Below are 24,342 nucleotides of genomic sequence, written 5' to 3' on the forward strand. Positions count from 1 at the left end.
AGCGCGGAAAAGCAAACTGCCTTGGATTTCACTTTGTCCACTTCGCCGCTTGAAGTGGCAGCACTGCGGGTAGTCCGATGCGGGGAGACGAAGGGAAACATTCGCCGCCACAATAACCCATTTGGCTCAAAATAGCAAGATGACCGCCGTCGTCAGGCGGTGCAGAGCACGCCGCCGAGGCTGTTGGGGAGGGCTTCGGTCATCCGTACGTCGACCATGTCGCCGATGCCGGCGTCGGTCTCGACGAATACCGACTGGAGCCAGGGCGATTTGCCGATCATTTGGCCCGGCTTGCGCCCGACCCGGTCGATCAGGATGCGGGTGGTTGCGCCGACCTTGGAATGGTTGAAGGCGCGGCTCTGCTCGGCAAGCAGAGCCTGGAGACGCTGCAGCCGCTCGTCCTTGATCGCCTCGGGGACCTGGCCGTCCATCGTCGCCGCTGGGGTCCCGGGCCGAGCGCTATACTTGAAGGAGAAAGCCGCGGCGTAGCCGATCTCGCGGACGAGGTTCAGCGTGGCGTCGAAATCCTCGTCGGTCTCGCCCGGGAAGCCGACGATGAAGTCGCCGCTGAGCGCGATCGCCGGGTTGGCGGCGCGAACTTTGGCGATGACGGCAAGGTAATCGCTGGCGGTGTGGTGGCGGTTCATCGCCTTCAAGATGCGATCGCTGCCGGCCTGCACGGGAAGGTGCAGGTAGGGCATCAGCTGCGGCACTTCGGCATGGGCGGCGATGAGGTCGTCGGCCATGTTGATGGGGTGCGAGGTGGTGTAGCGGACGCGCTCCAGGCCGGGCAGGGCGGCGAGGCGGCGGATCAGGGTCGCCAGCGTTTCGCGTCCGTCAGCCCAGGCGTTGACGTTCTGCCCGAGCAAGGTGAGCTCGCGGGTGCCGCCGTCGACCAACTGCTGCGCCTCGTCGAGGAGGTCGGCGAGCGGCCGGCTGACCTCGGCGCCGCGGGTGTAGGGGACCACGCAATAGGTGCAGAACTTGTCGCAGCCTTCCTGCACCGAGAGGAAGGCCGAGACGCCCGCGCGCCGGCGGCGGGGGAGGGCGGCGAACTTGTCGAGCGGCGGGAGGTCGGTATCGACCGGGCGGCCGCCCGCCTCGACCTCGCGCAGCAGTTGCGGCAGGCGGTGGTAGGCCTGCGGGCCGACGACGAGGTCGATCGCCTTCGAGCGGCGCTTCGCTTCGGCGCCTTCGGCCTGCGCGACGCAGCCGGCCAGCGCGATGACCGGGCGGCTGCCATCCTCGCGGCGCAGGCGGCCGACTTCGGAATAGGCCTTTTCGGCGGCCTTTTCGCGGATATGGCAGGTGTTGAGGACAACCACGTCGGCATCCGCGCCGGCCGCGGCGGGGGTCATGCCCTCGGCGCCGAGCAGCTCGGCCATCCGCTCGCCGTCATAGACGTTCATCTGGCATCCGAAGGACTTGATGGCGAAGGTGCGCGGGGCGTTCATGGCGCGCGGCCTATAGGCCGGGCGAAGCGGCTAGGCCAGTCAGGCAAGCCCCAGCGCCGCGCCAATCGCGCGATGCGACTGCGCGGCGAGCGCCTTGCGGTCCTGCCCATCGGCAAGCGGGGAGAGAAAGCGCAGGGTGACGTGGACCGTGCCCTTGCGGCCGAGCAGGCGAAGGAAGTTCGCCGTGCCCGTCTCGCCCGCCGGCCAGCCGAATTCGGGTGCGTCGCCCCGATAGTCGATGGCGACCGGCTGGATCTTGAGCGGCAGGGGCGGGTCTTCGGCCAGCTTCAGCAGGCTCGAGCGGAAGGGGAGGAGGCGGGTGCCGTCGCTGACCGTGCCTTCGGGGAACAAGCACAGGGGCTTGTGGCTGCGGATGGCGGCTTCCATCGCGGCGATCTGGTCGTGGAGCGAGCCGCGCCGGTCGCGCTCGACGAAGACGGTGCCGTTCTGCACGCACAGCCAGTGCATGAAGGGGTGGGAGCGCAGGCCGTCCTTGGCGACGAAGGCGCAGTCGGTCGCGCCGGCCAACATCGGAATGTCGAGCCAGCTGACATGATTGGCGACGATCAGGGTGCCGCCGCGCGGGCGCTCTCCCTGCGTGGCGACGCGGGCGCCGGCGATCCAGCCGACTCCGCGCAGCAGGCGCCGCGGCCAGGGCGAGGGCGTGAAGGGGCGGGTGATAAGGTGACAGGCGGCGCAGACCAGGAACCACAGCGCCATCAGGCCGAGGCGGACGAGTGCGCGGAAGGTCATGCGCGGGTCGTCAGAAAGGCTGGCGCCTAGCGGTCGCGATCAAGCGGGACGCCGTAGAGTTCCAGCCGGTGGTCGACGAGCTTGAAGCCAAGGCGTTCGGCGACGCGGGCCTTGAGCAGTTCGAGCTCCTCGTCGTGGAACTCGACCACGCTGCCGCTTTCGACGTCGATCAGGTGGTCGTGATGTTCATCCGACACCGCTTCGTAGCGCGAGCGGCCGTTGCCGAATTCGTGCCGTTCGAGGATCCCGGCTTCCTCGAACAGGCGGACGGTGCGGTAGACGGTGGCAATCGAGATGTTAGGATCGATTGCCGCCGCGCGCTCGTGCAGCGTCTCGACGTCGGGGTGGTCGGCGGATTCGCCGATGATCCGCGCGATGGTCCGGCGCTGCTCGGTGATCCGCAGCCCTTTTTCGGCGCAGAGCGCTTCGATGTCGATCGTGCGGTGCATGGCCAAGCGATTACGCGGGGAGAGGCGGGGCGTCTAGGCCCCGCCGGCCCGAGAATGACTACTTGGCGACGCGGCCGCCACGCTTGCGCTTGGTGCCGAGGCCGATGCTCTTGGCGAGCGTGCGGCGCTGCTCGGCGTAATTGGGAGCGACCATCGGATAGTCGGAAGCAAGGCTCCACTTCTGCCGATACTGGTCGGGCGTCATGTTGTAGTGCGTCATAAGATGCCGCTTCAACATCTTCAGTTTCTTGCCATCTTCAAGGCAGACGAGATAGTCGGGCTTGACCGATGAGCGGATCGGGACCTTGGGCTCGAGCTTTACTTCGGGCACTTCGGGCTTGTTGCCGAGGCCCGCGAGCGCGCCGTGCACGTTCTGGATCAATTGCGGCAAGTCGTTCACGGCAACGCTATTGTTGCTGACATGCGCGGCAACAATATCCGCGGTTAAAGTGATCAGGGTTTCCGAACCGTGGTCATTGTCGTTCATCTAAGGATTCCTACCGAGAAGGAAAACGCTTTACTGGCGGAATGCTCGATGGGCTTAACAATGATCGGCGGTGAATAACAAGCCGGAAAGACGCGAGACAGTACAAAGATCAGGAAGTAAGTACCATGGTCAGCGCGTCGAACCTGTCGCCGTCGGTGCCGCGGTAATAGTTGCTGCGGCGACCAGCGACGGTGAAGCCTTCGTGGCGATACAATTCGACTGCCGGGTTGCCGTCGCGCACCTCGAGGTGAAGGTGGCGGGCGCCGGCAAGCCGCTGGTCGGCCATGAAACGCTTCAACAGTTCGCGGCCGACCCCCTGGCGGGCCGCGTCGGGATGAACGGCGATCAGCAGCAACTCTGCCTCGTCGGCGGTGCGGCGCGAAAGACTGAAGCCGGCCGGCCTGCCATCCTGGCGCGCAAGTGTCAGCGAGACCCCGGCCATGGGAAGGATCCCGGCGCACTGGGGACGGGTCCAGGCCTCGCCGAAGCGCTTGTCGAAGGCGGCGCACATCACCGCCATGACATCGTCGAGGTCATCGCCCCCGGCGCGGGCGAGGACGAGCGAGGAGGGCGCAACGCTGCTCATGCGGCCTTCGGCTTGGCGTCGGGGGCGCGGGCGTAGACCGGGCGCGCGGGCAGCGAGCGAAGGCTTTCGGGCAGGCGCAGGGCATTGGCGGCGGCTGGGAGGGCATAGACCGCTTCGCCATGTCCACGCGCGGCAAGCAGGGCGTGCGCGCCCGAGCCGGCAACCAAAGGGGCGTCGATGACGGCGGCGGCGGCGGTCGGAGACAGGCTCTCGACCGGGGCGAGGGGACGGAGCGGGCCACGGTCGAACTGCTGGACGAACAATTCGCCATGCCCGCCGGTCAGCGCCACCGCGACCGGTCCGTCGCCTGGCAGGCCCGCGGCGAGGAGCGCAAGGGTCGACATGCCCGCCAGCGGGACGCCCCAGCCGATCGACAATCCATGGGCGGCGGCGATCCCGACCCTTAGGCCGGTAAAGCTTCCCGGCCCGCAGCCGACCAGGACCGACGTCGCCCGCCGACCATCGAGCAGACGGTCGAGGAGGGGCATGAGCTGTTCGGCATGGCCGCGCGCCATCACTTCGTCGACGCGGGCCAGCAGCGTCCCGTCCGCATCGAACAAAGCGGCGGTGCAGGCCGGCGTAGCGGTGTCGAGAGCGAGCAACATCGCGTGCAATTGGGCCACGAAACGGCGGATTAGGCAAGGAAAAGCGTCCTTTTCCGGACACGCTTCATCAGCCGGTGATGCCGTGGCGGCGCGAGTGTGCTCCCCACGGCCAAAGCGGCTTGGGCCCGGGCGAACGCTGCTCTTCCGCTATTTCATGGTCGGCGACTGGGGGTTCAGCCGCCGACCCGATAATCCTAATGCTTGTGCGCGGGCTCGGCCTTGCGGCCGGGCAAGGGCGAGCGGCTGGTTTCCCACCAATAGGCCTGCCGCTGGCGGGTGCCGGTCACTTCCTCGTTGAGGGTCGCCGCATCGTAGAGCCGCCCGCCGAGCATCACCTTGGCGACCTTTTCGGTATTGCGGATGTTGTCGAGCGGATTGGCGTCGAGCACCACCATGTCGGCCAGCTTGCCCGGTTCGAGCGAGCCCACGTCACGGTCGAGGCCGAGGGTGCGCGCGGGGTTCACCGTTGCCGCCTGCAGTGCCTGAAGGGGGGTCCAGCCGCCCTTGACGAAGCTCCACATTTCCCAGTGCGCGCCGATGCCGTCCTGCTGGCCATGGGCGCCGATGCTGACCGAGATGCCGCGGTCGGCCAGCTTGCGCGCCTCGCGCGCCGACCAGGTGTCGGAATAATCCTCCTCGGGCGCGATTTCGCGGCGGGCGTTGGCGGCGGCGAGCGTTCCGGGTGGAACGTGGCGGCGCAGCAGCGGCTGCTCGTAGACGTTGGTGTGCGAGCGCCAGTAGGGATCGCCGCCCGGCCCGCCATAGGTCACGACCAGGGTCGGGGTGTAGTTGGTCCTGGTCTGCGACCACATCTGCAGCACGTCCTGGTAGAAGGTGCTGCCCGGGACATTGTGTTCGACCGTGGCATTGCCGTCCTGGATTAGGCTCATGTCCATGTTGAACAGCGAACCGCCTTCGGGGACCACCAGCATGTTTTCGGCCTGGGCGGCGGCAACCACCATCTGGCGCTGTTCGCGGCGCGGCTGGTTGTAGTTCTTGACGCTCCACGCGCCCTGCGCCTTCAGGCGGCGGACGTGGGCCAGCGCGTCGTCGAACTTGCCGACCTCGGCGAAGGCGCCGGCGGCCCTGGCGCCGTAGATGATCTCCCCGGTCGAGAAGATGCGCGGGGCCAGGATCAGGCCCGCACGCTGCATTTCGGCGGCGGCGAAGATCTCCCGCGAGCTGTTGGAGGGATCGTGGATGGTGGTCGTCCCGAAGGCGAGGTTGGCCATGGTCGACCAGTTCTGCTGCGGCACGAAGCCGTCCTCGCCTTGCGGCCCGTGGGCGTGGGCGTCGATGAAGCCGGGGACGATGGTCTTGCCGGCCATGTCGACGCTTGGCGTGCCGGCGGGCACCTGCACCTCGCCGCGCTTGCCGACCGCGGCGATGCGGTCGCCCTGGATCAGCACCACGCCATCCTCGATGATCCCGCCATCAGCGCCGCGCATGGTGACGATCCGCGCGCCGGTCAGCGCGACGCTGCCGGTCGGCTTGGCCGCGCGCACCGTCTGCGAGAGGTTGAGGCTGGTCGCGGGAACCTTGTAGCCGCCGCTGTAGATGTTGGCCGTGCTGGCACCGTAGAGGTTGGCGCCGATGCTCCAATGGACCTCATTCCCGTTGTTCGAGAAGTGGATGAAGTCGCCCCCGCCCTGGCTGAGGCGGATGGCGGGGAGCGCGCCCTTGTCGGTCGCGGCGCTGACATCCTGCGCGCCCGGCAGAAGCGGCATCAGATAGGCTTCGTAATTCTGGCGGAAGGCGACCGAGCGCCCGTCGGGAGCGACCACGAAGTCGCTGGCAAGGTCGCCCGAGGCATGGTTGCGGCGCGCTTCGCCGTTAAGGTCCGTGCTGACGAGCTTGAGCTTGTCGTCCTCGCCGAGCGTCATGAACAGGCGGTCGTTGGCGGCGGCGAACTGCGGATTGCCCGCGCCGCGCTTCACCAGCCGCGGCTTGCCGCCGCTCACCGGGACGACATAGACGCCGCTGTCGCGGTTCCAATTGTCCGAGGTCAGCCCGCCGCCCGAGCCCACTTCGAGAGCGATGGTGCGGCCATCGGGCGAAAAGCGCGGCGTTTCGTAATGGCCGGGCTCGGTGGTCACGGCCTTCGCAGCGCCGCCGGCGGCACCGACCGTCATGACCTTGCCGAGGCCGGCGTCGGTCCAGTTGACGAAGGCGATGGTGCGACCGTCGCGCGACCAGCTCGGCCAGGCTTCGAAGCTGGCATCGTCGCCGCGGGTAAGGCGCCGGGGCGCACCGCCGGCGGCTGGCTTTAGCCACAGCTTGCCGAGCGATTCGAAGATCACCTGGCGTCCGTCGGGCGATACCTGCGCCCAGCGCACCATCTTGGTCTGGAAGCTGGCAGGAGACACCTCGACCTTGGGGTGGAGACTGTCGGCGACGACGCGGTCGTCGGTGACGTGGAAGGGGATGTCGCGCGCGCTGCCGTCGGCGACCGACAGGCGGCGGATCTTGCCGCCGGTCCACAGCACGATCTCGCGGCTGTCGGCGGTCCAGTCCATGTTCGGATAGACGCCGGTGACGGCCCAGGTCTCCTGCATGTCCTGGTCGGGGAGATCATACAGCTTGCGCTCGTTGCCGCTGGCGAGGTCGCGCACGTAGAGTTTCGACTGCGCGCGTTCCCGGCGGACGAAGGCGAGATACTTGCCGTCTGGCGAGGGGTTGGGACGCACCGCGCCGCCGTTGCCACCGGTCACTCGAAGTGTTTCGCCGGTGTCGATCTCGTAGCTTTCGATCGCGAACAGCGCCTTGTTCGAATCCTGCGCATATTGGAAGGTGCCGCCGGGCGTCACGTTGCGGGTGAAATAGACGTGCTTGCCGTCGGGCGCGAAGGTCGGTTCGCCCAGTTCCTTCTGCCACTTGTCGTTGACGCGCTTGACCAGCTGGACGCCGCTGCCGCCGTCGACGTGGTAGAGCCAGACTTCACCGGTGCCGAGCGAGCGGGTGGTAGTGAAATGCTTCTTGGCGACGATATATCGGCCGTCCGGGCTCCAGCTCGGCTGGTTCAAGAGCCGGAAGTCTTCCTTGGTCAGCTGCCGCTTGGCCGAGCCGTCGGCGTTCATGATCCAGATGTTGTCGCCGCCACCGCGATCCGAGACGAAGGCAAGGCGGGTGCCGTCGGGCGACCAGCGCGGCTGCTGTTCGTAGGAGAGGCCCTCGGCGATCCGGGTCGGAGTGCCGCCGCCGATCGGCATGACGTAGATGTCGCCCAGCATGTCGAACGCGATGCGGCTGCCGTCGGGCGACACGTCGACGTTCATCCACGTGCCTTCGGTGGTGTCGAGCTTGACCTTGCGCAGGGTCAGGCCGCGCGGCGCCTCGACGTTCCACTTGGCGGCATCGGCCTTGGTGCCCGATTCCTGCGCCGCGCCGGCGGGCGGGGCGTGCTGGCTCGCGGCCTCGCTCGGCGACGGGGAGGGCGGCTGCGTTTCCTGCGCGGCGGCGAGCGCGCTGCTCGCGAGAAGGGCGCAGGTGAGCGAAAGCCGGACGATCATAAAGGCAGCCTCATGCTGTGTGGCAGCCGCAGGCAGGAGCTGCCGGCGGCGGGAATGCGGGCACGATGGCGAAGCGTTTGCATCCGCGCAACAAGCGGGTCGGGGCAATTCCGCCGTTCGTCGAGGCGGGTCTTTCGACAAACGACACGGACGCCGCTTGCGCCTGCGCTACAAATGTAGCACACGCTACAAATGTAGCTTTCGGAGTCTGACCGTGCTGAACCGCCTGCCCCCCAAGGAACGCCAGATCGTCGACCTGCTCTATCAGCAGGGCGCGATGACCGCGTCCGACGTCACCGACAAGCTGCCGGGTTCGCCCAGCGGCTCGGCGGTGCGCACCATGCTGAAGCGCCTCGAGGACAAGGGCGCGGTCCAGCGCGAGGACAGTGATCGCGGCTTCCTCTACAGCCCCGCGGTGTCCGACCAGACCGCCCGCAAGTCGGCGCTGTCGGAGGTCGTCCGGGTCTTTTTCAACGGATCGCCGACCAGCGCCGCAAGCGCGCTCCTCGGCATGTCCGACGGGATCGATACAAAGGAGCTCGACGCGCTCGAACAGATGATCGCGCAAGCCCGCAAGGCCACGGGGAACTGAAATGGAGATGCTGGTCACCTTTGCCCTGAAATCGGTGCTGATTGCCGGCGCAACGCTCGGCCTGTTGCACCTGCTAAAGGGTCGCTCCGCCGCCGAACGCGGGATGGTCGCCCATCTCGGGCTGCTCGCGCTGGTCCTGTTCCCGCTCGGGTCGATGTTCCTGCCGCAGCTGGTGGTGAGCGCGCCGCTGCTGGAGGCGGCCCCGGTCGAGCCGGCGCAAATCGCGGTGGGTCCTATCAGCAATACGCCGCCGCTGCCCGCGGCCGAGCCGTTCCAGGCCGCTGCCGCAACGCCCGACCCGTGGTGGCCTTTGCTTTACGGCATCCCCGTCACGGTGCTGCTGATCGTCACCCTGGTCGCGGTGCTGCGGCTGGTCACGCTGCGCGCCAAGGCATCGGTGCTGGTCGAACCGTCGTGGCTGTCGGCGCTGGCCCATGCCCAGCGGCGGATGAACTTCAAGAACGGCACGGCGCTGCTGACCAGCAGCGAGCTCAAGTCCCCGATCAGCTGGGGGCTGTTCCGGCCGGTGATCCTGCTCAACGAAGAGACGCTCGACGCCAGGATCGAGGCGGAAGCGATCATCGCGCATGAACTGGCGCATGTCCGCGGGCTCGACTGGGCCAAGCTACTGCTCGGCCGCATTGCGACGGCGCTTTACTGGTTCAACCCCCTGGTCTGGGCGCTGGCCCGCGAAGCGCACCAGTTGCGCGAGGAGACCGCCGACGATGCGGTGCTCGCCGCCGATGTCGCGGGAGTGGACTATGCCCAGCTGCTGGTCGGCGTCGCCCGCCACGACTGCAAGGGCCTGCTGCTCGGCGCGCATGGCGTCGCACCGGGGAAGGGCAGCCTGACCCGCCGGGTCAAGCGCGTGCTCGACGGAACGCTGCCGCGCACCCCGATGGGCAAGGGCTTTGCCGCCGGCCTGTTCATGGGCGTGGTCGCCGCCGCGACGCCGCTTGCCGCGATCACCTTCAGCCCGCGCGCTGCCGAGAGTTCGGCCAGGTCCGGCCTGTCGGTTGCCGCCGCCAGCCCGTCGAATTCGCTGCCCTCCTTGGTCGCGGCATCGGTCGCCAAGGCGACGGTCGCCACCACCGAGGCCGTCACCATCGCCGTCGCGGGCGAGGAAGCGGCGCGGGCGGGCAAGCAGGCGTCCGAAGACGCCAGGGCGGTCGCCGCCGAAGCCAGCGCCGCCGCAGCCGAAGCGCGCCAGACTGCGTTCAAGGTCGCGATGGCCCACCCGCACAGCGCCTCGCTGCCACCCGCCGCGCCCGTGCCGCCGCTGCCGCCTTCGGCGCCGCGCTCGAGCATGGACGAGGCGATCGATCGTGCGATCGGCTACAGGATGCTGGGCGTCACCCCCGAATGGGCCGCCGCGATGCGCGCCGCTCTGCCCGGCAGCCGCGTCAGCGAAAACGACCTGCCGGGCCTGAAGGCCGTCGGCGCCACCCCCGACTGGCTGCGCGGCATGGGTCAGGCCGGCTATGGTCAGAGCAGCATCGGCGAACTGACCGGTGCCCGTGCGGTGGGGGTCAGCCCGGCCTATGTCGCCGATCTTGCTGCCGCGGGAATGCGCGGCGTCCCGCTCGGCGATCTTACCGCGATGCGCGCCATGGGCATTACCGGCAAGCTGGCAAAGCGCCTGCGGGACCAGAACCCGGGCATCACCCCGCGCCAGATGATCCGCCTCCACGCCGCCGGGATCACCGACTTCGCCGGGGGCAACGGACCGCTGCCGCCAGGCTGGTCGCCCAACATCAAGGTCAAGCGCGTGGTCCGGGTGGAAGCGCCCGAACCGCCCGAACCGCCAGAGCCGCCCGAGCCCGACGGCAACTGATCTAGCTCACCACGCCCACCATTGCCGCCCCCCTTAACGCTTCCGCGGGAGCGACCGGGACCGGCTTGCCTGAAGAACCACGCAGGAAGGAGCATCATCATGCATCGTTCGCTCGCCCTTTGCCTCGCCCTCATCCCGGCGTCGGCCAGCATCGCCACGACCGGCTTCGCAGCCGAGATCGGCCGCCTCGATTTCGATCTTAAGGACAACAGCCGCGACAAGCTGCAGCTCACCGTTCGCCGCAGCGACAGCGAGCGGAACCGGATATCGAGCACCTCCTTCGATGCCCGCGATCTTGCCGGGCTCGACCGGGCTGCGCTGAATGGTCGCGACGGAGCGCCGGTACGCTTCGCCATGGTGCGCGAGCCGGGCCGCCTCGACTGCACCGGCGCGACGCTGGCCAAGCGTGCCCGGGGCACCTGCCGCTTCACCGGCAATGCCGCCTTCGCCGACTATCTCGTCGCGTCTGGAATGCGCCGCCCGAGCGAGGAAGAGTGGCTGACGCTGACCATGGTCGGGGCGCGCCGCGACCTGGTCGAGGCGCTGAAGCAGGGCCGGTTCGAGATGCCGAGCCCCAAGACGCTCGCCGGGATGACCGCGCTCGACGTGACGCCGGCCTATATCCGCGACCTCGCCGCCTACGGCTATCGCCTGCGCAAGCCGGAGGATCTGCTGCCGCTCAAGGCAATGAACGTGTCGCCCGCCTATCTCCAATCACTGAAGAGCGTCGGCTATGATCGTGTGCCGGTCGAGGAGCTGATCCAGCTCAAGGCGCTCGGGGTCACTGCCGAGTTCATCGCCAGTTACCAGCGGCGCGGATTCAAGAACCTGTCGGTATCGCGGCTGGTCCAGCTGAAGGCGCTGGGGATCAGGCCCGACGACATCGGCCGCGCGCCGGACGCGGGAGGGGGCGGCACCTTCGCGATGGAAGGCGGCGCCTACTTCGTGTCGAGCTCGCTCATGCCCTGAGGGCGCACCACCGCCTTCCCGATCCCCACCGACGATTGCCGCACCTCAACCTTCGCCGGACCGCCGGGAGGGAAGGGCGGCCTGCAGCCCGAACCAACAGGAGAATGTTCATGCGTACCGGCAATCGTCGAGCGATATTGCTAGGCTTCGCGTCGCTGGGCGTGCTGGGGAACCCGGCCTTCGCGCAGACCGCGGGCCCGGCGACCGGGGATGCGCCTGCGCCGGTCGCCACGCCGGTGGGCACCAAGCGGGTGTTCACGCCTGCCGACTTCGCCCGCTTTGCCCCTCGCACCGCGCTCGACATGCTGAACCAGCTTCCGGGCTTCTCCATCCGCGGCGAGGACACCAGTTCGCGCGGGCTTGGCCAGGCGTCGGGGAACGTGCTGCTGAACGGCAAGCGGATTTCGGGAAAGTCGACCGACCCGGTTACCGCGCTGCAGGCGATTCCGGCCGGCAATGTCACGCGGATCGAGCTGGTCGATGCTGCCGAAGTCGATGTCCCGGGGCTGACGGGACAGGTCGCCAATGTCGTCTACGAAGCGAAGAAAAAGGTCAGCGGGCAGTTCACCTACCGGCCCGACATTCGCGCCCATTATGCCGATCCCAACTTCACCCGCGGCGATGTTTCGGTCAGCGGCACCGCCGGCAAGATCGAATATACGGTCAGCCTGAAAAACGATGCCAGCCGCAGCGCGGCGGGCGGACCGACCGTCATCACCCGCGCCGACGGCAGCCTGTTCGAAACCCGCAACGACGCCTGGCGCGGCAACTTCGACCAGCCGCAATTGAGCGGGCAGTTCAAGCTCGATGGGCCGGGGTCCTCGGTCGGCAACCTCAACCTGCTCGGCCGCCGGTTCGACTATCGTTATCGCGAGATCAGCCGGCGCGACCGGGTCACCGGACCCGACCTCGAACGGCGGCTGACGCAGGGCGAAAAGGGCTTCAATTATGAAGCGGGCGCCGATTACGAATTCGCGCTCGTCGGCGGGCGCCTGAAGCTGATCGGCCTGCTCCGTTCGGCCGACGAGCCGTTCATCCAGTCGACCCTGACGGCCTACAGCAACCTCAGTCCGAAGACCGGCGGCCGCTATGTGCAGGAGGGTACGTCGGCCGAGAAGATCGGGCGCGGCGAATATCGCTGGAAGTGGGGCAAGACCGACTTCCAGCTGTCGGGCGAAGCGGCGTTCAACAGCCTCGACCTGACGTCGCGCCTGTTCAACCTCAACCCCGACGGCAGCTATGCCGAGCAGCCGTTTCCGGGCGGCACCGGCAAGGTCAGCGAGGATCGCTACGAAGCGCTGGCGACGATCGGCCGACCGCTGTCCAAGGCGGTTTCGGTGCAGCTGGTGGCGGGGGGCGAATGGTCGACCATCGTCCAGGAAGGACCGGGCGGAAAGCAGCGCAGCTTCTTCCGGCCCAAGGGCTCGCTCAACATCGCGGCCCAATTGTCGCCGACCTTCAATGCCAACTTCAAGATCATCCGCCGCGTCGGCCAGCTCGATTTCCAGCAGTTCCTGGCCCGCGTCTTCCTCGACAATGACAACCAGAATGCCGGCAATCCGGACCTCGTGCCGACCCAGCAGTGGCGCTACGAGCTGGAGCTTGCCAAGGATCTCGGCCGCTTCGGCAAGACGCGCGTGAACCTCATCGCGGCACTGTTCGAGGATTTCGTCGACATCATCCCGATCGGCGCGACCGGCGAATCCCCCGGCAACATCGACAAGGCCCGGGCCTATGCGATCGACTGGAACAGCACTTTCCAGCTCGATCCCTTCGGGCTGAAGGGTGCGCGGATCAACCTGCGCGGGCTGATGCAGTTCAGCGCGATCCGCGACCCACTGACCGGCGAGAAGCGCGCGCTGTCGAGCTTCACCGACCGGTTGCTGGAAGGCGACTTTCGTCACGACATTCCGAAGAGCAACTGGGCGTACGGGTTCAACGCCAGCTATTCCCACGTCACCCGCGCCTTCCGCCTGAACGAGGTCGGCCGTCAGTTCGAGGGACCGGTGTGGGCGGGCCTGTTCATCGAGAACAAGGATGTGTTCGGCCTCACCGTCAAGGCGTCGGCCAGCAACCTCCTCAACGCGCGCAGCCGCTGGGACCGGATCGTCTACACCGGCCGCCGAAACAGCGCGCCGATCGACTTCGTCGAAACCCGCAACCGCCTGATCGGCCCGATCTTCACCTTGAGCGTGCGCGGGACGTTTTGAGGTCAGGCGGCGGCCGGGCAGTAGCGCGCGAGATAGTCGCCGTGCGCCGGCATCCGCTCGACCACGAAGCGAACCGATTTCTCGATCTCGTCGAACTCGCCGCGCAGCTTGTCGGGCGGGATCCGGGCGGCCATCGGGTTATGGCCTTCCATCGCGATCCCCTGTCCCATCATCACCGCCGCCCAGCTGGTTTCGGTAAACAGCTCGTCCTCTTCGCGGAAGATCTGGCCGTTGAGGCGGAACAGCTCCATCTTCTCGGTCAGCGTGTCGGGGACCGCCATCGTGCGGACGTGGTTCCAGAAGTCGGAATCGGTCCGCGCCGTGGCGTTATAGTGCAGCACCAGGAAGTCCCGGATGCGCGTATATTCCTTGGTCGTCAGGCGATTGAACGCTTCTTCCTGCACCGGCGTGATGCCGCTTAGCGAGAGCAACGAGATGAGCTTGTTCACGCCCGTGTTGATGAGGTGGATCGAGGTCGATTCAAGCGGCTCCATGAAGCCAGCGGCAAGGCCCAGCGCGACGACGTTGCCATTCCAGAACTTCTTTCGCCGTCCCGTCGTGAAGCGGAGGAAATTGGGGTCGGCCTGCGGCTTGCCTGCAAGGTTGTCGGTGAGGATGTCGAGCGCTTCGTCGTCGCCCATATATTCGCTGCAATAGACATGGCCGTTGCCGTTGCGGCGTTGCAGCGGAACGCACCATTGCCAGCCCGCCGAATGCGCCGTGGCGCGGGTGAACGGGGCAGGGGGCGAGCCGTCTTCGCGCAGGCACGGCAGAGCCACCGCGCGGTCGCACGGAAGATAGTGGCGCCAATCCTCGTAGCCGGTGTTGAGCGCCTGTTCGATGAGCAGCCCGCGAAAGCCCGAGCAGTCGACGAACAGGTCGCCGGCCACCACGGTCCCGTCGTGCATCGTGACCGACTGAACGAACCCCGTCTCGCCCTCGAGCGCGGTGTCGGCGACACGTCCTTCGCGCCGCACCACGCCGCGCTGCTCGGCAAAACCGCGCAGGTACCGGGCATAGCGCGAGGCGTCGATGTGATAGGCGTAATTGACCGGCGGAAGGTCCTCGCGGCGATAGTCGTCGGTGCGCGCGAAGCGGCCGAAATAGGCCGCCATGGTTTCAAGGTTGAAGGCCTGGATCGGCCGCGCATCGCCGAGCGAGCGAGCGCGGTGCCAGTGCTGCTGGAAACCGACCCCGTCGATCGGATAGCCATAGGCCCCGAACGGGTGGATGTAGCTGTCGCCCTGCTGGCCCCAGTTGGTGAACTGGATTCCCAGTTTGAACGTCGCCTGCGTCGCGGCCATCATCTCGCGCTCGTCGATGCCGAGCAATTGGTTGAATTCCACAAACGGCGGGATGGTCGCTTCGCCGACGCCGACGGTCCCGATCTCCTCGGATTCGATAAGGGTGATCTGAAGGTCGTTGCCTTCGCGCAGGCGGGAGAGGGCGGCCGCGGCCATCCATCCGGCCGTGCCGCCCCCGACGATGACGATGTGCCGGATTGGCTTCACGAAATTTCCCCCAGAAAGTGACACCGCAATGCTTCGCGCAGCGCCAAATCGAAGGCAAGATGTGAACGTTCATTATTTTGTTGTGAACGTTCACGAGGCGCGATATCCAGTGGCAATGCGAGGGGGAAGTACGCGCCCCTTTGCATTGCATTTTTGGCAGGGGGACTAACACATGATTCGCGGCCATCGGATCGGTCTTGACGCAATTCGCTGGTGCACGCTCGGAAGCGCTTCCGCGCTTGCCCTGATCGCGGCACAGCCGGCCTTCGCGCAGCAGAGTGCGCCCGCCAAATCGCCCCCGCCCAAGGAGGAAGAAGAGCCCGCTACCACGCCGGAAGCGACGGCCGATTCCGGCGACATCGTGGTGACCGGCTTCCGCGCCGCGCTGGGCAGCGCGCAGTCGCGCAAGAGGCGCGCCGACACGGTGGTCGACGTCATCACCGCCGAGGACATTGGCGCGCTTCCCGACCGCTCCGTCGCCGAGGCGCTGCAACGTGTTCCGGGCATCAACATCGGACGCTTCGAGAAGACCAGCGATCCCGACCGTTTCTCGGTCGAGGGCACCGGCGTCATCCTGCGCGGCCTTCCGTTCGTCCGTTCCGAGCTAAATGGCCGCGACATCTTTTCCGCCACCGGCGGGCGCGAACTGAGCTTCAACGACCTGTCGCCCGAACTGCTCGGCCGGGTCGAGGTGTTCAAGAACGTCACCGCCGACATGGTCGACGGCGGCATTTCGGGCACCGTCAACCTCGTCACCCGCAAGCCGCTCGACAAGCGTGGCCTGACCATCGCCGGAACGGTCGAAGCCAATTACGGCGACATGGCCAAGAAGTGGACGCCGGGCGTCTCGTTCCTGGTGTCGAACACCTTCGATACCGGCATCGGTACCTTCGGCCTCCAGGCCGGCTTTGCGGATTCCAAGCTGACGTCGCGCACCGACGCGTCGCAGCTGACCGACCCCTGCTACCGCAAGGCGTCGCTTGACGGGCCGTGCCTGCGCGTCGTCCCGGTCGATTCCGCGGGCTTTGGAAGCACTCCCAACTTCACCGAGGCGAACTTCCCGCCGCCGGGCACGGTCGTTGCGCCCAAGGGCGCCGGCGTCCGCACCACCGAACTCGAGCGCAAGCGCCGCGCCTATAATGCGAGCGTCCAGTGGGAAGCGCCGGGCGGCAATTTCGTCGCGACCGCCGAATGGCTGCGTTCCAAGACCACTTTCTTCACCGATGAATATGCGCTCCTCGCGCAGGTCAATGACGATGCCCTGTTCCCGGTCCCGCGCGCCGGAAGCACCTGGAAGTTCGATTCCAACAACATCTTCCAGAGCGGCATCCTGACCCAGCGTCCGGGCGATGCCTATGCCAATCCGTTCGGCCGCGGCGGCATCCCGCTCGAGAGCGTGCGCTTCCAGCGCAAGGCCAAGGGCACGACCGAGGATTTCTCGTTCGACGCCAAGTGGAACGTCACCGATCGCCTGCGCCTCAACTTCGAAGCGCAGCGCATCAAGTCCGACCTGTCGCGCGATTCGGTGATCGGCGCGATGAACACCTGGGCGGACGTTGCGATCGACGCGTCGGGCAAGACCCCGCAGGTCACCTTCCTTGCGCCGCAGGGCTCGCCGGCGGATTATTTCTCCAGCGGCTTTTCGACCTATTACTGGTTCCTCCTCGACAGCCTCGAGAAGAACGACGCCAAGCTCAGCAGCCTGCGCGCCGACGGCGAATTCGACATCAGCGAAACTGGCTTCTTCAAGAAGGCGCGGTTCGGCGCGCGGTGGGCCGATCGCGATCGCACCACCCGCAACACCAATTTCAGCACCTGGGGCAATCTGTCGGCCCCGTGGGCGGGCCGCGCCGGGTGCGCGCCGTGGAATGCGGGCCCCAATTGCCCGTTCGTCCCGGGCCGCTTCTTCACCGGGCTTCCAGGCCAGGAATTCGCGATCGCGGGCGGCGCCTACGTCAACGACTTCCCTAAATATTCGTCGGTGCGCAGCCCGTTCGCGGACAATTTCCAGCGCGGCAACGCGCCCATCCCGCTGCCGGGCGGATCGGCCTACTTCTTCGGCGGCGACGATTTCCTCGGCGAATATCTGGCCGGTATCTCGAAGAAGCAGGCGCAGGAGATCAACACCTTCTCGCAGACCCCCAACCCCTTCTTCGGGGTGCAGGGCCGGTCCTTCACGCAGATCGACGGCACGACCGTCACCTGCGGACCGTTCTGCCCGCCTGAAATCAGCGACGTCGGCGAAGTCACCAAGGCTGCCTACGGCCGCATCGATTTCGGGACGCAGCTGAGCGACGGGGTGAAGGTCGATGGCAACTTCGGCCTCCGCTACGTCCAGACCCGGGTCAAGACGGCGGGCCTGATCGGCTTCCCCAACGGCTTCTTCTTCGACAACGGGCCGGCCGGCAACAAGGACGGCAAGGTCCAGGTCGCCGAGATCACCGCGTCGTGCCAGCAGACCCCGCCGGGCCAGGCGCTGCCGGGCTATTGCAGCCTGTCGACCACCCGCCAGCAGGAATTCGCCGACGCCCATACGGGTGAGTTTCTGGTCGACGATCGCGCGATCACCTTCGACCACTTCCTGCCGAGCTTCAACGCGCGGTTCGATTTCGGACGCGGCATGCTGGCGCGCGTCGCGGTGTCCAAGGGCCTGTCGCGGCCGGACCTCAACCTGTTCTCTTCGGGCGGTTCGATCGGCGACAATACCAACGACCTTCGGGCGCAGGGCACGCTTGCCAACGGGCCGCTGTTCCAGCTGTTCACCGGCAACCGCAACGTGCGTCCGGTGACCTCGTGGAACTATGATCTCTCGCTCGAATGGTATTTCGCGCGGGTCGGGTCGCTGACCGCGGCGATGTTCTACAAGGACATCAAGGGCATAGTGAACGGCGGCATCGCGCTGGTGCCGTTCACCAGTCCCAAGGGCGTGACCATCCCGGTCGAGGTCAACGGCCCGATCAACAGCAGTGGCGGCAAGCTCAAGGGCTTCGAAATCGCCTACCAGCATGCTTGGGACTTCCTCCCCGGGCTGCTCAGCGGGTTCGGCACCCAGCTGACCTACACCTATGTGGATGGCGGCGACTTCACCAACACGCAGGTCGGCGGCGCTTCGCGCAGTTCTTTCGCCTCGCGCCAGCCGCTGGCGGGGATTTCCAAGCACACCGCCAACGCCGTCCTCTTCTACGAAAAGGGCAAGTTCGCGGCGCGCACGGCCTACAACTGGCGGTCGGACTTCCTGATCACGCCCCGCGACGACATCTTCCCCTTCTCGCCGATCTGGCAGGAAGGCGGCGGCCAGCTCGACGCATCGGTCTTCTATAACCTCAGCAAGCAGCTGAAGCTTGGCGTGCAGGGCGTAAACCTCCTCGACGAGGTGACCCGGACCACGCAGGTGATCGACTTCCAGGGCAACCGGGTGACCCGCTCGGCGTTCCGCAACGATCGCCGCTTCACCTTCCTCGCAAGGTTCGAATTCTGACGAACCGGAATTGGGTGGCCTTGCGTTGACCCTTTGGTCAATCCAGCAACGGCCACCCGTGCCGGAGGAGGTTGCCGGAGTGAGACTGCGTCCATCGTTCATCGCCCTGCCGGTCGCTCTCGCGCTTGGCGGCTCTTCCGCCGCGGCCGCCGCCCCGGCCGGCAGTTCGGCTCCGCCGCTCGGGCCCGACAGCCCGGCCAAGATCGTCGCCAAGGTCGCCCTGCCCTCCGCGGGCGCGGCGCGCGAACCGGGCGGTGAGGCGGGATGGCAGCTGGTCTGGGCGGACGAATTCGCAGGCTCGTCGATTGACCGGGCCAAGTGGGATTTCGACCGCGACTGCTGGGGCGGCGGCAACAGCGAACGGCAATGCTATACCGACCGGCCGGCCAATGCCGCGGTGGCGGGCGGCCTGCTGACGATCACCGCCCGCAAGGAGCGTTTCGCAGGGCCGGCGCTGCCCGCACATATGCGCACCGCGCCGGACAAGGCCGCCGAGCGCGCGACCCGCGACTATACCTCTGCCCGGATGGTGACCCGGGGCAAGGCGGCATGGCGCTACGGCCGGATCGAGATCCGCGCCAAGCTTCCGGCAGGGCAGGGAACGTGGCCCGCGATCTGGATGCTTCCCGAGGAACAGGCCTATGGGGCATGGGCTGCGTCGGGCGAGATCGACATCCTCGAAGCGGTCAATCTCGGCGTCGCGTGCAAGGAATGTCCTGGCGGGCGCGAGAACACGATCCTCGGTACGCTCCACTTTGGCGGGCAGTGGCCCAAGAATGCGTTCAACAGCACCGAGACCAATGCACCGGGCGTCCTCGATGGCTTTCACACCTTCGGCATCGTCTGGGCACCGGGCCGGATCGACTGGACCTACGACGGCCGGGTCTATGCGACCAAGCGCCGCGGCGAATGGTGGAGCGCCGCGTCGCGCGATCCCGATGCGCCGTTCGATCGGCCGTTCCACCTCATCCTCAACCTCGCGGTCGGGGGCGGGCTATCCGAGGAACGCGGGGTGAAGGGCGTCGACGAGACGATCTGGCCGCAGCGGATGCAGGTGGACTGGGTGCGGGTCTGGCAATGCCGGCCGGTCGCGGCTAGCGGGGCCTCCTGCAAGGGAGACCGCTGAACCGATGCCGAGAAGGCGCCAGGCCGTCACGATCAAGCATGTCGCCGCCGATGCGGGCGTATCGCTTCAGACGGTGAGCCGGGTGATCAACGCCGAGCCCAATGTCCGCGAGGAGATGCGCGAACGGGTTCAGGCCTCGATCGACCGGCTCGGCTACATTCCCTCGATCGCGGCGCAGCGGATGAGCGGGTCGCGTTCTTACCTCATCCTCGCGCTGAACGACCGCGACCGCACGCTCGAAGCGTGGCGCGCGCGACAGGGTTCGGACTGGGTCGACCAGATGCTGCTGGGTGGAATGCTCAAATGCGCAGAGCACGGCTATCGCATGCTGTTCGAACTGGTCGATACGCACGACGACCACGTCGAACGAGAACTGGCCGCGACGCTGGCGTCCCTGCAGCCCGACGGCGTCATCCTGACCCCGCCGCATTCGGACAATCCGCTGATCACGGGCTTTCTGCAAAGCCGCCGCGTGCCCTTCGCGCGGATCGGATCGAAGGGGAAGAATGGCGGGATCCCGATCGTCATGGGGGACGAGGACGCCGCCCGCGAGGCGACCCAGCGCCTGATCGCGCTTGGGCATCGGCGGATCGGCTTTATCGCGGGATCGAAGGAATATTCGCTGAGCGACTGGCGCAAGGCGGGGTGGCTGGGCGCGATGAAGGAGGCCGGACTGCCCGTCGACGGCCTCTGCCTGCGCGGCGACTTCAGCTACGATTCCGGGCTCGCCGCGGCCCGCGCGCTGCTCGAACTATCGCCCCGGCCGACCGCGATCATCGCCAGTAACGATCAGATGGCGCTGGCCGCGCTGGACGCCGCCGCGCAGATGGACATTGCCGTCCCGGCCGCCCTGTCGATCGTCAGTTTCGACAACACGCCCGTCACCACCTTCGCCAACCCGCCGCTGACGGCGATCGACCAGCCGATTGCCGAAACGGTGTCGTGCGCGGTCGAGCTGCTGATCGCCGAAAGCCGGGGAGAAGAACTGCTTGCGCGGCCGGTGAACATCCCCGCCCGCCTCATCGAGCGCGCTTCCACCGGGCCGGTGCCGGTTGCCGGCTGAGGCGGGCGGCGAAGCGCTCCAGTCGCGGCGTTTCCTCTGGTTGTACGCGCTGGCCGTGGCCGGGGGCGCGATCGCCTATGTTCCGTTCCTGACCATCCTCCTGCCGACCCGCGTCACCGCCATGGCCGGCACCGGCGATATCGCCCTGCTGGCCTATGCGACATTCGCAGGCGCGGTGGCGGCAAGCGTTTCGAACATCACCTTCGGCTGGGCGAGCGACGTGACCAGGGCACGCGTGCCGTGGATCGCGGCGGGGCTAGTGTCGTCGTGCCTGCTGCTTGGCGCTTTCGGCGCGGTGGTGAGCGCGTCGGCGGTCATCCTCCTGCTGGTCGCGTGGCAGGTCGCGCTCAACATGATGCTTGCGCCGCTCGCCGCCTGGGCGGGGGACGAGGTGCCCGACGCGCAGAAAGGGACGCTGGGCGGCCTCTTGTCCTTCGCCCCGGCGGCCGGGGCCGGGGCAGGGGTGCTGGTGACGGCTCCGGGCCTTGCCGCTGCCGACACGCGGCTGTGGCTGGTCGCGCTGCTGGTTGTGTTGTGTGTGACGCCCGTCCTGCTGGTCGGCCGCCCGCGGACCGTTGCGATCTCGAGCGTGGAAGGAAGTGTCGATCATGCCCGCCGCCGACCTCGCGGCGAGGTTGCGCGGATGTGGCTGGCGCGGCTGATGGTGCAGGTGTCGGAGGCCGCCTTGTTCGCCTATCTCCTGTTCTGGCTGCGCAGCATCGACCCGGGGATGAGCGACGCGCAGGTGGCGCAGATCTTCGGGCTGATCCTGCTTGGCGCCGTCCCGCTGGCGCTTGGCGCCGGCCGCTGGGCGGATCGCCACGACCGGCCCTTCACGCCGCTGGCCCTGTGCGCGGGGACCGCCGCGATCGGCTTGCTGGTCATGGCGGGAGCGCCGGGCCTTGGGACCGCGATCGCCGGATACATGCTGTTCGGACTTGCCGCGTCGGTCTTCCTGTCGCTGCACAGCGCGCAGACCTTGCGGGTGCTGCCGCGGGCCAGATCGCGCGGGCGCGACCTTGGCCTGTTCAACCTCACCAACACCGCGCCGTCGCTGGTGACGCCCTGGCTGACCCTCGCGCTGGTGCCCCATTTCGGCTTCACGGGACTGTTCATCGCACTGGCCGCCTTTGCCGCCGCCGCGACGATCCTGCTGATCGGCATGTCGCGCCCGGTTTAGTCGCTTGCAAAACCGTAAGGTGCATGCAAGACGTTCTTGAGAACGTTCTCAAGAGTGGGGCCGGTTGCGTGGCGGGACGAATGTGGAAATCGCTGGCGGTGCTCAGTGGGGCTAGCCTGATTGCGGCCTGCAACACTGCCGAGCGTCCGGCACCCGTTGCAGCAGTCCCTCCCGCCGCCACCCCTGAGCAACCGCAATCCGATGACGCACGCATCGCCGCGCTGCTGTCGCGCATGTCGCTCGAGCGCAAGGTCGCGCAGTTGATCCAGCCGCAGATCAATTCGGTCACGCCCGAGGAGATGCGGACCTACCGCTATGGCAGCTACCTGAATGGCGGCAATGGCGGACCCTATGGCGATGAGTTCGCCCCCGCGGCGGCGTGGCTGAAGCTTGCCGACGAGATGTGGGATGCCTCGACCGCGCCGCTTCCCGGTGGCGAGCCGGCGATTCCGGCGATCTGGGGAACCGACGCGGTCCACGGCCATACCAATGTCGTCGGCGCGACCATCTTCCCGCACAATATCGGCCTTGGCGCGGCGCGCGACCCCGACCTTGTCCGCCGGATCGGCGCTGCTACCGCGGCGGAGATTGCCGCCACCGGCATCGACTGGAATTTCTCGCCCACCGTGGCGGTCGCGCAGGACGATCGCTGGGGGCGGACCTACGAAAGCTATTCCGAAGATCCCGCGATCGTCGTCGAGCTGGGCGCGGCGCTGGTCGAGGGCCTGCAGGGCAAGACGAGCCCCACCGGCCACATCGGACAGGGCCATGTGATCGCCACCGCCAAGCATTTCTTCGGCGACGGCGGCACCGCGCAGGGTGTCGACCAGGGCAATGTCGATGGTGACATCGCCGCCCTCGAGGCGATCCACGCGCGTCCCTATCCGGCGGCGATCGCGTCGGGGGTCGAAGCGGTGATGGCCAGCTTCAATTCGATCAACGGCACCAAGATGCACGGCAACCAACCGCTGCTGACCGGCCTACTGCGCGGGAGGATGGGCTTCACGGGGGTCGTTGTCGGCGACTGGAACGGACATGCGCAGATCCCCGGCTGCACCAATTCCAACTGTCCCCAGGCGCTCCTCGCCGGGCTCGACATCTACATGGTGCCGGACGACGCGAAGGCACTTCACGCCAGCCTGCTGGCGCAGGTGAAGGACGGGACGATCCCGATGTCCCGGCTGGATGAAGCGGTCACCCGCGTGCTGCGGATGAAGCTTCGCGCCGGGCTGCTCGACGCTGGCGCAAAGCGGCCGTCGGAGCGGTTCGACGGCGGCAAGCTGTCGCTGCTCGGATCGCCCGAACATCGCGCGCTTGCCCGCGAAGCGGTGGCGAAGAGCCAGGTGCTGCTCAAGAACGATGGCGTGCTGCCGCTCAAGCCGGGGGCGTCGATCCTCGTTGCCGGCCGCGCGGCCGACGACATCGCGCAGGCCGCGGGCGGATGGACGCTGACCTGGCAGGGCGGCGAGGAACTGACCAACGCGCGCTTCCCCGGCGCCACGTCGATCTGGGCCGGGCTTCGCGACGCGGCGACGCAGGCCGGCGGGAAGGCGACGCTGTCGCCGGACGGCAGCTTTTCGGCCAGGCCCGACGTCGCGGTCGTGGTGTTCGGCGAGAAGCCCTATGCCGAGTTCGCAGGCGACCGGAAGGACCTCGTTTTCGCCGATAGCGAAGGGCTCGACCTGTTGCGCAAGTATCGCAAGGCCGGGATCCGGACCGTGGCGCTGTTCCTGTCGGGGCGCCCGTTGTGGATGAACCGCGAACTGAACGCCGCCGACGCCTTTGTCGCAAGCTGGCTTCCGGGCGGCGAAGGGGCGGGCGTTGCCGACATGCTTTATGGCCGCCGCGCGCCGACGGGACGGCTGTCGTTCAGCTGGCCTGCCGCCTGCACCGGCCAGCCGGTCAATGGGCCGCAGGGAGCGCTGTTCGAGCGCGGGTACGGCCTGTCGTTCGGTCAGCTGGGCGGACTGGCGAAACTGTCCGAAGCCTGCCCGATCCTCGATACGCGGTCGGCCGAATGGTTCGACCTCGGGCGACTTGGCGCCGGGATCACCGCCCGGGGCGGCGACGTCCTGCTGCCCAACCTACGCGGCACTGGCACCGGGATTGTTGCCAGGGGCATCGATCGCAATCGCCAGGAAGACGCGCGCGAGATCAGCTTTGCGCCAGGGTCGACGCTGACCTTTGCCGACGCTGCGCGCGGCAAGGGCGGGTTCCGCCTGGTGTACCAGATCGCCGATGCTCCGACTGCCGCGGTCACGCTGAGGACGGGTGGCAAGGCGATCGATATCACCGGTGGGCTCAAGGCATCGGCCGGCAAGGGCTGGCGAGAAATGGTGATCACCAGCGCCTGCGCGCCCGCGACGGGCCGGACGCTGTCGATCAGCAGCGCAGGTCCGCTCAACCTCAAGATTGCGCGGCTTGCGCGGCAGGATATGCCGGCAGGCATGGAGTGCTCATTCTAGCAGGCGGTCGCCGCGCTGCTGTTCGATACCAGGGGGAAACGACGACATGGCCGTAGCTGCACCAGCCGATC

At 67.4% G+C, this 24,342-nt stretch carries 17 protein-coding genes; 9 read left to right on the forward strand and 8 right to left on the reverse strand.

Going from position 1 to position 24,342, the window contains the following annotated elements; all coding sequences use genetic code 11:
- Positions 1-152 precede the first annotated feature (152 nt).
- The 7 genes from miaB to ABD729_RS07750 form a co-directional block, all read right to left on the reverse strand.
- Positions 153-1,454: a tRNA (N6-isopentenyl adenosine(37)-C2)-methylthiotransferase MiaB gene (gene miaB / locus ABD729_RS07720; protein ID WP_344709581.1), complete on the reverse strand. Its 1,302-nt coding sequence runs from the start codon at positions 1,452-1,454 to the stop codon at positions 153-155.
- A 39-nt stretch (positions 1,455-1,493) separates the two neighbouring features.
- Entirely contained in the window at positions 1,494-2,207 is a 714-nt protein-coding gene (locus ABD729_RS07725; protein ID WP_344709582.1) for a lysophospholipid acyltransferase family protein, read from the reverse strand.
- Positions 2,208-2,233: 26 nt separating this feature from the next.
- Positions 2,234-2,656, reverse strand: a complete 423-nt coding sequence (locus tag ABD729_RS07730) for a Fur family transcriptional regulator (RefSeq protein WP_344709583.1) — start codon at positions 2,654-2,656, stop codon at positions 2,234-2,236.
- 58 nt (positions 2,657-2,714) lie between these two features.
- The gene (locus tag ABD729_RS07735; RefSeq protein ID WP_344709584.1) at positions 2,715-3,143 is read right to left on the reverse strand and encodes a Ros/MucR family transcriptional regulator; all 429 of its coding nucleotides are present in this window, start codon (positions 3,141-3,143) and stop codon (positions 2,715-2,717) included.
- Positions 3,144-3,252: 109 nt separating this feature from the next.
- Positions 3,253-3,729 (reverse strand): GNAT family N-acetyltransferase, encoded by a 477-nt coding sequence (locus ABD729_RS07740; protein ID WP_344709585.1) that lies wholly within the window; start codon positions 3,727-3,729, stop codon positions 3,253-3,255.
- Complete coding sequence (tsaB, locus tag ABD729_RS07745; RefSeq protein WP_344709586.1) at positions 3,726-4,334, reverse strand: tRNA (adenosine(37)-N6)-threonylcarbamoyltransferase complex dimerization subunit type 1 TsaB; 609 nt, start codon at positions 4,332-4,334, stop codon at positions 3,726-3,728. Before tsaB ends, ABD729_RS07740 begins: the two co-directional genes overlap by 4 nt.
- Before the next feature lie 194 nt (positions 4,335-4,528).
- A complete protein-coding gene (locus ABD729_RS07750; RefSeq protein WP_344709587.1) occupies positions 4,529-7,843 on the reverse strand; it encodes an amidohydrolase family protein in 3,315 nt (1,104 codons plus the stop codon).
- 214 nt (positions 7,844-8,057) lie between these two features.
- On the opposite strand from ABD729_RS07750, the gene ABD729_RS07755 reads away from it, so the two are divergent.
- The 4 genes from ABD729_RS07755 to ABD729_RS07770 all read left to right on the forward strand — a co-directional run bounded on the left by ABD729_RS07755 (position 8,058) and on the right by ABD729_RS07770 (position 13,448).
- Positions 8,058-8,435, forward strand: coding sequence for a BlaI/MecI/CopY family transcriptional regulator (locus ABD729_RS07755; protein ID WP_344709588.1), 378 nt, complete (start codon positions 8,058-8,060; stop codon positions 8,433-8,435).
- Position 8,436: 1 nt separating this feature from the next.
- Positions 8,437-10,269, forward strand: coding sequence for a M56 family metallopeptidase (locus ABD729_RS07760; protein WP_344709589.1), 1,833 nt, complete (start codon positions 8,437-8,439; stop codon positions 10,267-10,269).
- A gap of 99 nt (positions 10,270-10,368) precedes the next feature.
- Positions 10,369-11,238, forward strand: coding sequence for a hypothetical protein (locus ABD729_RS07765; RefSeq protein WP_344709590.1), 870 nt, complete (start codon positions 10,369-10,371; stop codon positions 11,236-11,238).
- A gap of 110 nt (positions 11,239-11,348) precedes the next feature.
- Positions 11,349-13,448 carry a TonB-dependent receptor plug domain-containing protein gene (locus ABD729_RS07770; RefSeq protein WP_344709591.1) on the forward strand — a complete coding sequence of 700 codons (2,100 nt, stop codon included), beginning with the start codon at positions 11,349-11,351 and terminating at the stop codon, positions 13,446-13,448.
- A gap of 2 nt (positions 13,449-13,450) precedes the next feature.
- On the opposite strand, the gene ABD729_RS07775 is transcribed toward ABD729_RS07770, so the two are convergent.
- Positions 13,451-14,959, reverse strand: coding sequence for a tryptophan halogenase family protein (locus ABD729_RS07775; protein WP_344709592.1), 1,509 nt, complete (start codon positions 14,957-14,959; stop codon positions 13,451-13,453).
- 172 nt (positions 14,960-15,131) lie between these two features.
- Here ABD729_RS07775 and ABD729_RS07780 point away from each other — a divergent pair, with 172 nt between their 5' ends.
- The 5 genes from ABD729_RS07780 (at position 15,132) to ABD729_RS07800 (ending at position 24,271) form a co-directional block, all read left to right on the forward strand.
- On the forward strand, positions 15,132-18,437 hold the full coding sequence (locus ABD729_RS07780) for a TonB-dependent receptor (protein ID WP_344709593.1): 3,306 nt from the start codon (positions 15,132-15,134) through the stop codon (positions 18,435-18,437).
- A 79-nt stretch (positions 18,438-18,516) separates the two neighbouring features.
- The gene (locus tag ABD729_RS07785) at positions 18,517-19,563 is read left to right on the forward strand and encodes a glycoside hydrolase family 16 protein (protein ID WP_344709594.1); all 1,047 of its coding nucleotides are present in this window, start codon (positions 18,517-18,519) and stop codon (positions 19,561-19,563) included.
- Between the two features lie 4 nt (positions 19,564-19,567).
- Entirely contained in the window at positions 19,568-20,626 is a 1,059-nt protein-coding gene (locus ABD729_RS07790; protein WP_344709596.1) for a LacI family DNA-binding transcriptional regulator, read from the forward strand.
- Positions 20,616-21,806 (forward strand): MFS transporter, encoded by a 1,191-nt coding sequence (locus ABD729_RS07795; RefSeq protein ID WP_344709597.1) that lies wholly within the window; start codon positions 20,616-20,618, stop codon positions 21,804-21,806. Before ABD729_RS07790 ends, ABD729_RS07795 begins: the two co-directional genes overlap by 11 nt.
- Positions 21,807-21,886: 80 nt before the next feature.
- Positions 21,887-24,271 (forward strand): glycoside hydrolase family 3 protein, encoded by a 2,385-nt coding sequence (locus ABD729_RS07800; protein ID WP_344709598.1) that lies wholly within the window; start codon positions 21,887-21,889, stop codon positions 24,269-24,271.
- Positions 24,272-24,342: the final 71 nt, after the last annotated feature.

The sequence above is a fragment of the Sphingomonas humi genome (genome assembly GCF_039536725.1).
Lineage (GTDB): Bacteria > Pseudomonadota > Alphaproteobacteria > Sphingomonadales > Sphingomonadaceae > Sphingomicrobium > Sphingomicrobium humi.